The organism is Neptuniibacter caesariensis (assembly GCF_000153345.1).
Classification (GTDB): domain Bacteria; phylum Pseudomonadota; class Gammaproteobacteria; order Pseudomonadales; family Balneatricaceae; genus Neptuniibacter; species Neptuniibacter caesariensis.
On sequence record NZ_CH724126.1, the window covers coordinates 399103 to 413925 of the forward strand.

11 protein-coding genes are annotated in these 14823 nt (G+C 48.2%); 2 read left to right on the forward strand and 9 right to left on the reverse strand.

From position 1 onward, the window contains the following. Window positions 1–77 precede the first annotated feature (77 nt). Entirely contained in the window at window positions 78–761 is a 684-nt protein-coding gene (locus MED92_RS11590; protein WP_007021735.1) for a type 2 periplasmic-binding domain-containing protein, read from the forward strand. Here the strand turns inward: MED92_RS11590 and MED92_RS18600 are convergent. The 3 genes from MED92_RS18600 to purE all read right to left on the reverse strand — a co-directional run bounded on the left by MED92_RS18600 (window position 750) and on the right by purE (window position 5607). After that, on the reverse strand, window positions 750–3782 hold the full coding sequence (locus MED92_RS18600; protein WP_007021736.1) for an EAL domain-containing protein: 3033 nt from the start codon (window positions 3780–3782) through the stop codon (window positions 750–752). The genes MED92_RS11590 and MED92_RS18600 overlap by 12 nt on opposite strands. Window positions 3783–4024: 242 nt before the next feature. Next, window positions 4025–5125, reverse strand: a complete 1101-nt coding sequence (locus MED92_RS11600) for a 5-(carboxyamino)imidazole ribonucleotide synthase (protein ID WP_007021737.1) — start codon at window positions 5123–5125, stop codon at window positions 4025–4027. Next, on the reverse strand, window positions 5125–5607 hold the full coding sequence (gene purE, locus MED92_RS11605; protein ID WP_007021738.1) for a 5-(carboxyamino)imidazole ribonucleotide mutase: 483 nt from the start codon (window positions 5605–5607) through the stop codon (window positions 5125–5127). Before purE ends, MED92_RS11600 begins: the two co-directional genes overlap by 1 nt. A gap of 261 nt (window positions 5608–5868) precedes the next feature. Here purE and MED92_RS11610 point away from each other — a divergent pair, with 261 nt between their 5' ends. Continuing rightward, the gene (locus tag MED92_RS11610; protein WP_007021739.1) at window positions 5869–6852 is read left to right on the forward strand and encodes a sensor domain-containing diguanylate cyclase; all 984 of its coding nucleotides are present in this window, start codon (window positions 5869–5871) and stop codon (window positions 6850–6852) included. Window positions 6853–6932: 80 nt separating this feature from the next. Here MED92_RS11610 and MED92_RS11615 read toward each other — a convergent pair whose 3' ends face one another. The 6 genes from MED92_RS11615 to MED92_RS11640 all read right to left on the reverse strand — a co-directional run bounded on the left by MED92_RS11615 (window position 6933) and on the right by MED92_RS11640 (window position 14821). Continuing rightward, window positions 6933–8348: a hypothetical protein gene (locus tag MED92_RS11615; RefSeq protein ID WP_007021740.1), complete on the reverse strand. Its 1416-nt coding sequence runs from the start codon at window positions 8346–8348 to the stop codon at window positions 6933–6935. Window positions 8349–8601: 253 nt separating this feature from the next. Next, the gene (locus MED92_RS11620; protein ID WP_040662641.1) at window positions 8602–9414 is read right to left on the reverse strand and encodes a helix-turn-helix domain-containing protein; all 813 of its coding nucleotides are present in this window, start codon (window positions 9412–9414) and stop codon (window positions 8602–8604) included. 160 nt (window positions 9415–9574) lie between these two features. After that, window positions 9575–11104, reverse strand: coding sequence for an alanine/glycine:cation symporter family protein (locus MED92_RS11625; protein WP_007021742.1), 1530 nt, complete (start codon window positions 11102–11104; stop codon window positions 9575–9577). Between the two features lie 120 nt (window positions 11105–11224). Further along, the gene (gene ansA / locus MED92_RS11630; RefSeq protein ID WP_007021743.1) at window positions 11225–12244 is read right to left on the reverse strand and encodes an asparaginase; all 1020 of its coding nucleotides are present in this window, start codon (window positions 12242–12244) and stop codon (window positions 11225–11227) included. Next, window positions 12241–13644 (reverse strand): aspartate ammonia-lyase, encoded by a 1404-nt coding sequence (locus MED92_RS11635; protein WP_007021744.1) that lies wholly within the window; start codon window positions 13642–13644, stop codon window positions 12241–12243. The genes ansA and MED92_RS11635 overlap by 4 nt, the downstream gene beginning before the upstream one ends. A gap of 406 nt (window positions 13645–14050) precedes the next feature. Then, window positions 14051–14821 (reverse strand): amino acid ABC transporter ATP-binding protein, encoded by a 771-nt coding sequence (locus MED92_RS11640; RefSeq protein ID WP_007021745.1) that lies wholly within the window; start codon window positions 14819–14821, stop codon window positions 14051–14053. Window positions 14822–14823: the final 2 nt, after the last annotated feature.

The following is a 14823-nucleotide window of genomic DNA, read 5'->3' on the forward strand; positions in this document are numbered from 1 at the left end:
GAATCCTGATCGCTTTGGTTAAAACCCCCTGTGCTAGGCTTAATTTACCCCGTCGTTTGTAAATTTGTTGGGTAGGTATGAAAAGCATCGGTGTTGTTCTTTTATCTTTTGCTCTCTTTTTGAACCCGCTAGCCTGGGGGGGCGAGACCTGGAAAATAGCCTCGCTTAACTGGGAACCCTATTCGAGCGACCGGATGACGACCCAGGGTAATGCGATACAGAAGCTTCGGCATCTGCTGAAACAGAAAGATATTGAATTGATTGTCGATTTTTATCCCTGGGAACGTGCTCAGGAGATAGCGAAAGATCCCCAGTATATTGGTTATTTCCCTGCTTGGCCGGAAGAGGTTAAAGAGGGTTTTACGGCGTCAGCCAAAATTGATTGGTCGTGGATTGCTGTCCTGAGAAAGCGATCGACGATGTTGGAATACAGTAATGCCCGGCAGCTGTTTGCTTTCTACCGGGGAGGGTTAATCAGCACCTATTCTTATCCCACGCTAATTGCCGATCAGGCCAAAGCTCAGCGCCATAGAACAACCCTGGTGGCTAATGAATTAGCACTTCTCAAAGCACTGATGGCAGATCAGATCGATTTTGCGGTGACTGATCCCTATGTTATGACTTACTTAGCTGACAAACTGGGTGTCGATGAGATTGAAGTGGATAAGGTGCTCATGCGTAAAGCTTTAGTGTTGGCGATTCGAAATGATGAACATGCTTCTGAGAGGTTACAGCTACTGCGTGACCTGCTAAATCATTAACGCCGGTTCATCCCGATCATAGGTCCAGCTTAATGGAGCTTTCCAGTTTGCCTGCCATTCTATAAATTGATCAGCAGAGATCGGTTTACTAATAAAATAGCCCTGCGCTTCCTGATAACCCAGGCTTAGCAAACGCTGACCTTGCTCTTCTGATTCAACCCCTTCGACCAGAATCTTCTTATCGAACGCTTTAGCTAATCCGATGGTGGCTGAGAGAATCGCCAGGTCTTCCTGATTGTTTAGCATGCCGTGAACAAAACTACGGTCAACTTTGAGTTCTTCCACAGGTAGTCGCTTTAGATAACTCATGGATGAGTAACCCGTACCGAAGTCATCCAGGGAAAAACTGATCCCCAGCGCCTTGCTCTCTTCAATAGCGTTTAAGGCGGTAGACATATTTTCCAGCGCATGGGATTCAATCACTTCAATGCTAAGTCTTGTTCTGGCTGCTGGGCTCACTGTATGTAAAAGTTTCTCGAGACGTTTACTAAATTCAGAATCCTGCAACTGAAGGGGGCTGATATTGACACTGACGGGGATATCAAAGCCCGAATGTAACCATAGTTCGATCTGCTTGAGCGCAGTCAAAATAACCCATTCATCCAGATCAACCGAAAGGGGGTGCGCGCTGATCGTAGGAATAAAGTCACCCGGCATAATGAGTCCCTCTTCAGGGTGCTGCCAGCGGATCAGAGCTTCTGCCCCGCAAATCTGTCCGGTAAACATATTCACTTTGGGCTGGTAGTGAAGAACAAATTCACCCCGTTCTAGGGCGCGTCGAATATCTTCCAATGCCTGATGCTGGCCTCGGATGTATTGATCCTTCTCGGCATCGAAGAAATGGTAACGGTTTTTTCCAGCAAGCTTCGCCTGATACATCGCTTGGTCGGCTTCCCTGACCAACTTATCGGCATCGGTTGATCGCTGTTGGGGGTAAAGTGTCACGCCAATACTGGCTGAAACCTGAAGCTTGTAACCCTCAACAAAGATAGGTTTCGCCAGTTGTTCGAGAATATGATGGAGCTTATCTGTAAAGACTGAGTTGGGTTCTTCGAAGAACGCCCCGATAAATTCATCCCCGCCTACACGTCCGACAATATCCTGCTGTCCCATCGCTTTGGACATGCGGTTGGCCAGGGTCACCAATAACTGGTCGCCATATTCATGGCCGTAGGTGTCGTTGATATCTTTAAAACCATCTAAATCAAGATAGAACACAGCCAGAGTTTTCATCTGCTTCATGGCATTTGCCATACCTTCATGTAACAGCTCGATGATATGGCGGCGGTTTGGTAACCCGGTGAGTGGATCAAAGTTAGCAATCAACTCCAGCTTTTTCTGCTGCTCTTTAATTGTTGTGATGTCTGATAATAACGCAACAAAGTAGCCTTCATTTTCGCCATCCTTGACGGAGCTGATGGTTAACATTTGCGCGTAGATGTCACCATTTTTCCGTTTATTCCACAATTCACCTGACCAGTAGCCTTTCTCAGTAATATCGTTCCAGAGAGAGTGGTAAAACTCCTTTCCATGATGGCCCGAGCTAAACAGGCTGGGTTTCTGGCCTATCACTTCCTCTTTTTTGTAACCGGTAATCTGTAACAGAGCATCGTTGACATCGACAATCGTGCCGTCGCGTTCGGTAATTAAAATTCCTTCCCGAGCATGGGTGAATACACTCGCTGAAAGCTGCAGGGTTTGTTCCACCTGCTTACGTTCAGTGATATCTACCAGGCGCAAAACATACTGCTTTTGATCACCGGGTATGGTCTGAGTATTTAATGAGAAGTAGCGCTTAGTTCCCTCAATTGTCAGCTCAAGATCCTGTTCTTGATTAAGAGACAGGTTCAGAAATGACTGACCATTCGGTTTATGTTCCGTGGAAAATAAAGCGGAACTATGGATCTGGCTTATAAAACTGTCGATAGGTTGCCCGAGTAGAGAAGGGAAACTGTGTTTAAAGGCCTTGTTAGCGCGGCTGATCGTATTTCTCTGGCAGATAAAAATCAGGTCTGTTGCTGAATCGGTCACACTTTGAATAAAGCGCTGTTGCTGCTCAATTCTTCGCTTATTTCGGTAAAGTACAAAAGCAAACAGGAAGCTTAAACTGATGATAAGTAGCGCAGATAAGATGATTTTTCTGATGAGGGCTTCTGTCTCAGGAAAGGCAATTTGGTTTAAGGGCGCGATCTGTAGGTAATAGCCAACAGGCTTTTCGCTAAGGCCAAAGATGGCGGTTGTGCTGATCAACTGAGCTTTTGTTACAAAAGGAGCCGTTTGATTTATGAGTTTTTCAACCCCAACTTCTTTGATCAAGGCGACATCATCTCTGATCACGTCAAAGTTGGCGACGTAATACCCATCAATGAAGGTATTGCTGATGGGTTTGGTTAACTGATCCTCAAAGCGTTTATCCGCCAGAACAACAGACTGAATACCGCTTTGCTCAAGCTCTTTAATGATCGAGTTAAAATGAGTGATCACTTCGACTACGCCGATAAACTCATGCTCTGCGAAGATCGGTACTATGGATTTAAAGCTGATAGTGAATTTACCGACACTGATCGTTTCAATTACGTGTGGTCGCTTTAAGATCTGTTGAATATCCTTGCGTACTTTGTAGATAGGGTCACCATACTTATCTACCCAGCTCCGACTGCGGCTAACCCCCGCACGATCAATCACCTGAATCCAGACATTTTTGTACTTGGTGTGTTTCCTGAGTTCAGCAGATAAGTGCTGGCTGGAGGCAACAAGTGAGTCTTCACTTGCACTGTTAAGAAGAACCGATTTTATGGTGCTGTTATCTGCCAGGGCCAGCGTTAATGCCAGGGTGCTTTTCTTTTTAGATTCGATCAGGCGCGCGACGTTCTGATTCATCTCCTCAGCAACACGTGAGTAGTGCCTTTCAGTGTGAGCGCTAATCGAGCTTTGGATTATCCCTATGACGAAAATGACCATGACTATTACGGCTGATCCGGCAGCAACAAAGAGGCGAAGGTTGTTGGCAGTCTTAGTCATATAGTCTGTGTGCTTTAATATTAGCCGTTACTGTATTTGTAGTGACTAATTATACAAAACACCTACGGAATATGTGCCTTTAAATGCGCTAATTGGGCATCTTAATAGCAGAAAATTGATCTGGCTCTGAAGGTGAGAAGTTCACTGGCTCATGAAGTCATGAATGGGAAGGAATAAGGGTATAGAGATGTTTAATCGCCGCTAGCACATACAAAAAAGCCCGGTAAGAACCGGGCTTTTTCTTAGTCTGAATAGAGGCTTTCGCGAATTCGTTCAAGCTGAGCTTCGAGCGCTGCGCGGTCGTCGCTAACCAGATTCAGGTGGCCTACTTTACGCCCTGGACGAAGAGACTTGTTATACACATGGTGTTGTACATTGCTCTCGCTAACAATCGACTTAGGTGCTTCGATACCTAACAGGTTAACCATACCTGCATGCTGATTGCATGTTGTGATACCCAAACCGTAATCGCAGATTGCACGAATATGGTTCTCGAACTGAGAGCTAATACCTGCGCCCTGAGTCCAGTGGCCACTGTTGTGGACACGCGGTGCCAGTTCATTCACGATAAGATCATCACCTGCGTGGAACATCTCAATGGCGATTACGCCAACATATTCCATCGCATTAAGAATCTTATCTGCGATATCTTTTGCTTTAGCGTGCAGTGCAGCTGGTGCATCAGCTGGGGCAATCGAACTCCACAGAATACCGTTGCGGTGAAGGTTTTCTGTTAGTGGATAGAAAACACAATCGCCTGAGGCGTTACGTGCTGCGATCAGCGATAGTTCACGGTCAAAATTAACACGACCTTCAATGACTACTTCTGGCAGGCTGTCGGCTTCAGCGACCAGGTTGTTCAGATCTTCTTCGCATTTCAGAACCCACTGACCATATCCGTCGTAACCTTCTTCGCAGGTTTTAACAAATACCGGGAAGCCAAGTGCTTTGACGCCGGAGGATAGCTCTTCAGCATTATTCGCCAGGTGGAAAGGCGCAGTCTGAATGCCTAGTGAGTTTAGGAAGGTTTTCTCACGGCCGCGGTGCTGACAGTACTTGATCGCTTCCGGGTCAGGGAAAACGGAGCAATGAGGTTTCAGCGTATTGAGTCGGGCAACATTAACGTGCTCACGTTCAACCGTGACAACGTCAGGTTTACCTAAAGCTTCGTAGAGGGCTTCGCCTTCCAGATCGGTTTCCAGTTCGACGACGCGGCCGAGACCTTCAACACAGATAAAACTCTCGCCCGGATCGGCAAGGAAGGTAAAGTGGTGACCCATAGGCCACCCAGCTAATGCCATCATTCGGGCTAGCTGACCACAGCCAACAATAGCAACGTGCATTATTCTACCTCAACAGGAACGCTGTCAGTTTGTGCTTTACGCCACTCCTGTAGACGCTGGCTCAGTGCTTCATCTTTAAGGGCTAGCATCTGTGCCGCCATCAGACCTGCATTGTATGCGCCTGCACCGCCAATCGCCTGACAAGCGACTGCAACGCCACGTGGCATCTGAACCATCGATAGCAGGCTATCCAGGCCCTTAATGTTTTTGCTGGCAACAGGTACCGCAATTACCGGAAGGTGAGTCATAGATGCTGCCATCCCTGCCAGGTGAGCAGCGCCGCCAGCACCGGCAATAATTACTTCGACTCCACGAGTGTGTGCTTCAGAAGCATGCTTGAAAAGGCGCTCAGGTGTACGGTGAGCAGAAACAACTTTTGCTTCAAACTCTACACCCAGCTCTTCCAATGGTTTGGTTGCTTCTTGCATGGTTGGCCAGTCAGAGCGTGAGCCCATAATGATACTGACGGATACTTTACTCATGTTTTGTACCTGTTTCCCCTTGGCTTACGCCAGAAATTCAATAATCAGCGCGCTGTAATGGTCTTTCATTAAGTACAGGGCAAATAATTTGGTCGGGAAGTGTACCAAAAAACACCATTAACTTCTCGTTTCTATGAGCAGATCTTAAACAAAAGAGATAGGGGGCCATTTCAATGCGAGATGGCTCAGGCGTAGTGATATTCAAACATTTGTATGGAAAAGCGGGAATGCGTTGCTATTCTGAGTTAGGTAGCCAACTTAATGAGTAGAGAAACTGTTATGGAACAACCTCTTATCCCCAAGGATGAAGATAAGCGTATTGATTGCCTGCATAGACTGAATATTCTCGATACTGCCTCTGAAGAGCGTTTTGATCGCCTGACCCGGCTGGCGCAACGAATTTTTGATGTGCCTATTGCGCTGGTTAGCCTGGTAGACACCAATCGCCAATGGTTCAAATCCTGTATGGGGCTGGATGCCTCAGAAACGGGGCGTGATATCTCCTTCTGTGGACATGCAATTTTGGATGATCAGGTATTTGTTATTAACAACGCTCTGCAAGATCCGCGTTTTGCTGATAACCCTCTGGTTACCGATGCACCGCATATCCGCTTTTATGCGGGCTGCCCGCTGCGTGATGTCGGTGGACAGCGCCTGGGGACGCTATGCCTGATAGACACTAAACCCCGTGATTTTAGCCATGATGATGTGATCGCATTAAAAGATTTAGCTGCGATGGCGGAACAGGAGTTAGCGGCGGTTCAATTGGCGACCACGGATGAGCTGACCGAAATATCCAACCGCAGAGGCTTTATTATTCTCGCTGAAAAAGCGCTTAGCTGGTGCTGTAGAAATGCCCAGGAAGCGTCTTTGTTGTTTATGGATCTGGATGGGTTTAAGGAGATTAATGATTCTCTCGGACATGGAGTAGGTGATCAGATTCTAAAAGCGTTTAGTGCTGAATTGCAGAACAACTTTCGCAGCTCGGATGTGATTGGGCGAATAGGAGGGGATGAATTTGTGCTCTTTCTAATGGGTAGTAATCTGCAAGAGTCTGATCTGTATATTCAGCGTCTGCGTGATGCGCTAAAAGGCTTATACCTGCAGGGTAAGTTGCCGTGTGAGGTTTCATTTAGTGTAGGGTCAATCCCCGTGGATTATTGCAATCCAGGGTCGCTGGAACAGCTGTTAGCAGGTTCGGATAAACTTATGTACCAAGAGAAAGGAAAAACCAGATCGTTCTGAACTGTTTGTCTTATCAGGTTTTCTGTTACGTAAAAAAGGGAGCAGAAGCTCCCTTTTATAATCACGTTCTAGGCTTGTACTTAAATTTTAGCGATTTCTGCTTTTTTCGCTTTGAAGCCGTCTTCAATTTCAGAGTTCTTCAGCGTGATGACACCTTTGCCTTTGATTTTAAGGCCAGACTTCTTACCACTGTCATTGTGCTCTGTTTTGCTGTTCTCGATCAGAGCAGCTACTTTACCATCGTGCTTGGATTCCAGAACGATGCCCTTACCGCTGTTCTTATGCGACTTAACTGAGGTGATTAGGGAGTTCAGGTCACCGTTGTCTTCTTCTGTCACTTTGAAGCCGTCATCGGTGTTCCCTGTTGCTGAAGAATCGACGATAGTGATGTCGATGTTGCCTTCACCTTCCTCATCGAAGTCCAGGCCTTCGTCCAGGTTGTTATTGATCGTTGCTGAGTAAAGTACGGTTTTGATGCTGCCGTTGCCTTCTTCGTCGATGTCGAAGCCATCATCAAAGTCGATACCAAACTCGTAGACCTCTACTGTGCCGTCTTTATGTAGCTCAACTTCACGTTCAAAACACTTGTCATCTGGGGAGCCGGTGATAGCCGCTGGTACTTTGTCCACCGTCATTTCACCGGCTTTAAATTCCGCTTCCACCGGGGATGGTAGAAGGCTTTGCAGAAGATTTTTTTGGCAGTATGCGCCATTGTCAGAGAAATCTACATTGCTGGCATTTACAATCACATCACCATTCTGGCCTTCGTCTAATTCAACGCCATCCGCACCCACTTTTGTGAAGCTGGAATCGTGTGCAGTGAAGAAAATGCTACCTTCGCTGCGCTCATCAACGCGCAGGCCATCGCCATCTACACGACCAAAGCCAACATTGTGCACCTTAACGTTGTAGGCATTCACCGCAATAGAGGCGGCTGAACCACCTCCCTGACCGCCAGCGCCTGCACCGCAATCTTTGATAATGTCGCAGTCAGACACATGGATACCGTGATAAGCGACATCGCTTACCTCAACATCATTCAGGGTGACGGTGAGTGTGCCGGTCTGGTTTTTACGCAGGTTAACAACGATACCTTTACCTGCTTCAACTTGCAGGTCACCACGATTCTGGATGCTGAAACCACCTGGGCCAGCAAACTTAAGACCGCTAATGTTCAGGTCTGCGCCTTCTGCTATTGCCAGTAGGTCTATGTTTTTATCCGATTCGATCGTCTGCCCGTTACCGTAGATAGAAATTGGGGCCTGACCTTTGTAAGTCAGTGTAGATTCAATTTCGATCTCATCTTTGGTCGTGACAATGATGCTGTCTGCTTTGCCCATAGCAACAGCTTCCAAAGCTGCGCGCATGGAGCCTTCGCCGCTGTCTTTGCCATTGGTCACCTGAATGGGTGCAGCAAAAGCAGTTGTGGTTATTAGGGCTGCGCCAATCGATAGAGCCAGCGCTTTCAACTTGTGTGAACCGTTCAGCATAGACATGAGGAGTTATCCTTTTTGGAGGCTGTTAAAAACTGGGACAACAAAACTAGCGGGGGCAAATGACGTTTGAGTGACAAAAAGAAGAAACTTTTAATAAAGCGCGGCAGGGTTATTGGTCACTCGCTGTGAGCAACCTGATTCTTGAAAGGGAAGAATAGAGCTACGGGGAAAGAGGGCAAGCCTTGCATGAGCATTCTGATTTAGCAGGGTGGTGCTAGAGCAACGGCACCCCAGTTTTTATGATGCCTTGTAACTAGTGACGAGCCCTGAAGTGCATCTCATGTGGGTCAATATTATTTTTGACGGCTTTCTTTATAGAGTCTTCTATCTCTGGAGTATCCATATCGTATAAACCACATAGTCTAAGTGCTTTCATTATATTTACAGATTGCCCCAGGTACTCATATACCACACGGGCTGCGCAAGGCATGCGTTCTCCACTTCCGGATACGCCCAATTTAAGGCCGGATAGTCGGGATACACGATTCTTGAAAGTGGGGAAAAGGATCGTTTGACTGATCTCGTGGCCAGTCAGAGACTCATAATCGACCATAAAAATACGATCGGTTAAAAAATGCGCCATGCCCAGATATACCCCATGGCAGACCCTTTCATGTTGGCTCTCTTTAAAACGCTCTGTACGTTTATAGTAGACCTTGTCCCCCTGGCGCTCGATGCATACCAGCATTCGCAGAAGCTTACTGGGGCAGGCCATAGAAATATGGTATTCGAAGTAGTAGCCCTGATATTTATCGAGTTCAGTATTACCTGCCTTACCCATCTGCTTCATATGGTCAGTTTCAGGCAGTTCTGAAACCTTGGAAGGTGTTGCTTCTGGGCGAACCTGTATGAGTCTTTGGAACTGGTTGTAAGGCAACAGAATCTCATGTTCCTCAACCCCAAAAAAGTCACAAATGCGGCGCATTGTATTGGCTGAGGGTAGTGACTTGCCTCGCAAGTAGCGGTTGAACTGAGGGCGATTAATATTGAGGCGGCGGCATATCTCAGCGACGGACTTATAGTAACTGCATAGTAATCGGAGATTTCGAGGAAAATCTTGTGTCATCTTGAGATCCTGACTCGTGCGCCTAAGTAACTCTGAAAGCGACCAGCGGCTTTCAGAGCACTAAAGGGTCTTTACGACCTTTTTTTGCACTATCTTAACGCTGCCTGCATGCATTAAAAAGCCCACATCCATAGATGGATGTAGGCGAGCTACCACAACGTTAAACGTTTACCTTGTCTTTCTCATCTTCTGTCTGATCAACCTCAGCTTTAACTCCGCAGCGTTTTTCCCAGAAGGTTGCGTTTTTGATACCCAGTTTTGCCGGATTGAACTCATATTTAGACACACCTGCTTTACGCTGTGCTTCATAATCCTTCAGGGCTTTCAGGGCAGGTTTGGACATAAAGAATATGATCAGGATGCCAACGATGTTTAGCCATGCCATCAGGCCTACACCAACATCACCCATCGCCCATGCCAGGTTGGCCGTTTTCACCGCACCATAGAATGTCGCGGCCATCAGAACCAACTTCAGCAAACCGGTCAGGCCTGGAATATCCATCGAGCGCTTCAGGTAAGCAACATTGGTTTCGGCAATGTAGTAGTAAGCCAGAATTGTGGTGAAGGAGAAGAAGAACAGCGCGAATGCGATGAACGGGTTACCCACACCCGGCAGTACGCTTTCAATTGCCATCTGTGTGAACATGGGGCCGTTGGCTGCAACATCAGCGGAGATGTTCTGCACCAGGAAGGCATCACCTGCACCGTGTACGTTATACGCGCCGGTTATCAGGATCATGAATGCAGTTGCGGAGCATACGAACAGGGTATCGATGTATACCGAGAACGCCTGTACCAGACCTTGCTGCGCAGGGTGCTCTACTTCCGCGGCTGCGGCAGCATGAGGGCCCGTTCCCTGACCAGCTTCGTTGGAGTAAACACCTCGTTTAACACCCCAGCCAATCGCAGCACCGAGGCCTGCCATGGGTGTAAACGCGTCTTCCAGGATCATGCTGATGATGCCTGGCAGCATATCGATGTTCAGTAGCACGATTACTGCAGCGATGATGATGTACGCCAGAGCCATGAAAGGTACAACAATCTGAGTGAAGTTGGCGATACGTTTTACGCCACCGAAGATGATGAAACCAAGGATCAACACCACAACAGTGCCCGTCATGATCTTAGCCATGCTCAGTGTACCCATTGAGGTTTCGATCATTTGGCCAGAACCGAACGCTTGCTCTACCGCGTTACCGATACTGTTAGCCTGAACACCTGGAAGGAATACGCCGCATGCTAGAATCGTCGCGATTGCGAAGATCCACGCGAACCATTTCTGGCCCATCGCTTTTTCGAAGTAATAAGCCGGACCACCGCGGTACTGGCCTTCGTGTTCCTCTTTGTAAATCTGTGCCAGCGTCGATTCAGCGTATGCCGTTGCTGCGCCGAAGAACGCCACAACCCACATCCAGAATACAGCCCCTGGACCGCCGAATCCGATTGCGGCTGCAACACCTGCGATATTACCCGTACCTACACGACCGGAAAGGGAAACCGCGAGTGCCTGGAAGGATGATATGCCGTGTTCGGAACTTTTACCTGACAGTAGTAAGTTCCACATTTCACGGAACATGCGTACCTGTACAAAGCGGGTTAGGATCGAGTAGAACAAACCTGCTCCCAGGCACAGGTAAATCAGCGCAGGGCTCCAGATTATGCCGTTCATAAAGTCGACAAATGTTTGCATGAGAAAGATCTCCTAAAATGTGCCTTGTGAGCACTGTGTTGGGATTATTGTTGTATTGAGGCTTGTCGCTCTTTAGTCAGGAAGGCTTGGGCCCGAATGCGACAGCGCGCTTATGCAGGGTCATCTACTCAGCTCACCACAGAGTGGAGTACACAGCTCTGTGCGTATCTCCTCTGCTGACCTGGATTGGCTGATCAGATAATGCATTTTGGTGAAGGCTGCTTCGAGGGTCATATCGCCCCCGGACACTACTCCAATTTTGTTGAGGGTCGCCCCGGTTGCGTAGGCACCCTGATTTACAGAACCATGCGGGCACTGGGTGATGTTCAGGATGGTAACGCCGCGTTCAGATGCGTGTTGCAAGCAATCAATAAATGCAGGGTTGGCGTCCGGTGGATTACCTGCACCGTAGGTTTGTAACACCAGTCCCTTCAGTGATGAATGATCTAGCACCGCTTCGAGTACGCGCGCCGAGATACCTGGGTAGGTTTGGAGGGTACTGACCGAGTCCGGATTAAACACCGGGATATCACCCATGCGACCGCTTTGCTTAAGAAGTAGGTTTTGTTGCAGCTCAATATTGATGCCCACATTGGCAAGCCATGGAAAGTTAGGGGAATCGAACGCATCGAACCCGGAGCTCTTTACTTTGGAGCTACGGTTGCCGCGCAGTAGTCGGCCGTTGAAGTAGATACAGACTTCAGGAATGTCATAATTTCCCGCGAGTAGCAGGGCGGTAGTCAGGTTATCAGATGCATCGCTACGCAGCTCGACCATTGGGATCTGGGAGCCGGTCAGGACAACAGGCTTATCCATGCCTTGCAGCATGAAGGACAACATCGAGGCGGTGTATGCCATAGTGTCAGTGCCGTGCAGTACGACAAAACCGTCGTAGTTGTTCCAGTTTTGCTTAAGACGATTGCCTAGCCGGGTCCAGTCATCTGGTACCAGATTGGAGCTATCGATCAGTTGCCGGCACTCGATCATGTCGAACTCGACGTCTGGCAAATCGTTAATGCCACGGGAGTTTAGCTCGGCTGCGACCAGCGTGTTAAAACCACTCATCGGAACATAGCCTTGCTCGGAAGGCTGCATGCCGATAGTGCCGCCGGTGTAGATGATCAGTACACGACGTTTCATGAAACTCGCTCTCCAGGGGCTAGCATCGATTCAGGGCTAAGTAGGCGATCAAGCTGGATACTGTCCAGCAGACCTTCACCAATCACCAGTTCGCGTACCGTCGAGCCCGTATTTAACGCGGTTTTGGCGATACGAGAGGCATTGGCATAACCGATGTGTGGTACCAGAGCAGTGATTACACCGATGCTGTTATCCAGATGTCGCGAGCATTGTTCCCGATTCGCTTTAATACCACTGACACAGCGTTCCTCCAGCATTTCACAGGCGTTACACAGCATCTTCATCGAGCTAAGCAGGTTATAAACGATCAGCGGTTCCATCGCATTCAGCTGCAGCTGACCTGATTCAGCGGCAAGTGTGACGGCCAGGTCGTTAGCGATCACCTGGTAGGCAGTTTGATTGACCGCTTCAGGTATCACCGGGTTCACCTTGCCAGGCATGATAGATGATCCGGGTTGCATCGGTGGAAGATGGATCTCAGCAAAGCCAGTGCGCGGGCCGCTTGAAAGTAATCGAAGGTCATTACATATCTTACCGAGCTTGACTGCCATACGTTTAAGAATGCCAGAGAACAGAACAAATGCGCCCAGGTCTGAGGTGGCTTCTACCAAGTGGCTGGCAGGAATCATAGGTTTGCCAGAGATTTCTGCTAACCTCTTAACGACACGGCTTGCATACTCCGGGTGCGTGTTGATCCCGGTACCAATAGCGGTGCCACCGAGGTTAACCTCACACAACAGCTTGCAGGCTTCCTTTATACGGTCGATATCTTCACTTAGGGTGACTGCAAAGGCTTCGAACTCCTGCCCCAGCGTCATGGGTACGGCATCTTGTAGTTGGGTACGACCCATTTTGACCACATCGTTAAATTCTTGGCCTTTGTTGTTAAAGGCTTGGATCAAGCTTTCCAGGTGCTCGGTCAGAGGTTCAGCCGCGAATTGAATGCCCAAACATACTGCGGTTGGATAAGCGTCGTTAGTGGATTGAGAGCAGTTTACGTCATCGTTTGGATGCAGGTGTTGGTAGTCACCTTTCTCTTTGCCCAACTTGCTCAGTGCCAGGTTAGCAATCACCTCATTGGCATTCATATTGGTTGAAGTGCCTGCGCCGCCCTGAATGAGATCGACGACAAATTGCTGATGCAGTGCTCCGTCGATAATGTCACGACAGGCGGCCATAATGGCGTCAGCTTTATGTTCTTCAAGCAGCTTCAATTCTTTATTGGTTTGTGCCGCGGACCACTTCACCATTGCCAGTGCTTTGATTAAGTGAGGAAAGTGACTGATCGGCACGCCTGTAATGGAGAAGTTTTCCTTTGCTCGAAGGGTTTGTACTCCGTACCAGACGTCGCTAGGAATTTGCATCTCACCTAGCATGTCGTGTTCGATACGAGTGACCATAGTGCGCTTCTCCAGAAAGAATGAAAAAAAGGGCTTTTACAAAGCCCTAAACGACATAGAAGGTTAAATGGGGTTTTTCATAATCAGTAAACAGGCCTACGTCATAAACTGTTTGGCATTATCGCCTTGAGCAATGATGAGCAATGCAGCCTGTTACGAAGAAAACTTCGCCTTCTTCTGCATAATCGTGAGTTGATATTTGAACAGAGCGTTGATATTGAAGGAATTTGGCTAGATGGTTCTGGCGGATGCTCATGTAGCACCATCTAGTTTCTGTTGCTGGTTTGTTTATGACGGTTTGTTTAGGACGGTCCTGCCACTAGAAACGTGTTTCGGTTCGCTAATAAAAAAGCCGCTCACTCCTGAGAGTCAGCGGCTTTGCTTTCGCTGGAAAGTCAGTGAAAGATTAGTGATCCAGGATCTGGCTCAGGAACAGCTGGAGTCGATCCGTCTGAGGATTATTAAAGATCTCCTCAGGCGTGTTCTGTTCTACAATCTCACCCGCATCCATGAAGATAACCCGATCGGCTACTTTCTTCGCAAAACCCATCTCATGGGTTACGCAGAGCATCGTCATACCTTCATTGGCCAGTTCGATCATTACATCCAGTACTTCCTTGATCATTTCCGGGTCAAGGGCTGACGTCGGTTCGTCAAACAGCATGATCTCCGGGTTCATACACAGGGAGCGAGCGATCGCTACACGCTGCTGCTGACCACCGGATAACTGCCCCGGGAACTTGTTCGCCTGATCGGGGATCTTAACGCGCTCCAGATACTTCATCGCCGTCGCTTCAGCTTCTTTCTTCGGCTTCTTCTGTACCCAGATCGGGCCCAGTGTCAGGTTCTCCAGAATCGTCAGATGCGGGAACAGGTTGAAGTGCTGGAATACCATACCCACCTCACGGCGGATCGCTTCGATATTCTTAACGTCTTCGATCATCTCCACACCATTCACCGTCAGGGAGCCGCGCTGGAACTCCTCAAGACGGTTGATGCAACGCGTCATGGTGGATTTACCGGAGCCCGAAGGCCCACAGATAACGATCTTTTCGCCTTTTTTAACCCGCAGGTTAATGTCTTTCAGTACATGGAACTCGCCATACCACTTGTTGAGATCCTTGATAACGATAATGTCATCGTTATTTTCGTTAGTTTTTTCTTGTTCTACGCTCACAA

What these genes read in the sequence shown, in the direction of transcription:
- MED92_RS11590 (WP_007021735.1), top strand. Translation starts at nt 78, where the DNA reads ATGAAAAGCATCGGTGTTGTTCTTTTATCTTTTGCTCTCTTTTTGAAC.
- MED92_RS18600 (WP_007021736.1), bottom strand. Translation starts at nt 3,782, where the DNA reads ATGACTAAGACTGCCAACAACCTTCGCCTCTTTGTTGCTGCCGGATCA.
- MED92_RS11600 (WP_007021737.1), bottom strand. Translation starts at nt 5,125, where the DNA reads ATGCACGTTGCTATTGTTGGCTGTGGTCAGCTAGCCCGAATGATGGCA.
- purE (WP_007021738.1), bottom strand. Translation starts at nt 5,607, where the DNA reads ATGAGTAAAGTATCCGTCAGTATCATTATGGGCTCACGCTCTGACTGG.
- MED92_RS11610 (WP_007021739.1), top strand. Translation starts at nt 5,869, where the DNA reads ATGAGTAGAGAAACTGTTATGGAACAACCTCTTATCCCCAAGGATGAA.
- MED92_RS11615 (WP_007021740.1), bottom strand. Translation starts at nt 8,348, where the DNA reads ATGTCTATGCTGAACGGTTCACACAAGTTGAAAGCGCTGGCTCTATCG.
- MED92_RS11620 (WP_040662641.1), bottom strand. Translation starts at nt 9,414, where the DNA reads ATGACACAAGATTTTCCTCGAAATCTCCGATTACTATGCAGTTACTAT.
- MED92_RS11625 (WP_007021742.1), bottom strand. Translation starts at nt 11,104, where the DNA reads ATGCAAACATTTGTCGACTTTATGAACGGCATAATCTGGAGCCCTGCG.
- ansA (WP_007021743.1), bottom strand. Translation starts at nt 12,244, where the DNA reads ATGAAACGTCGTGTACTGATCATCTACACCGGCGGCACTATCGGCATG.
- MED92_RS11635 (WP_007021744.1), bottom strand. Translation starts at nt 13,644, where the DNA reads ATGGTCACTCGTATCGAACACGACATGCTAGGTGAGATGCAAATTCCT.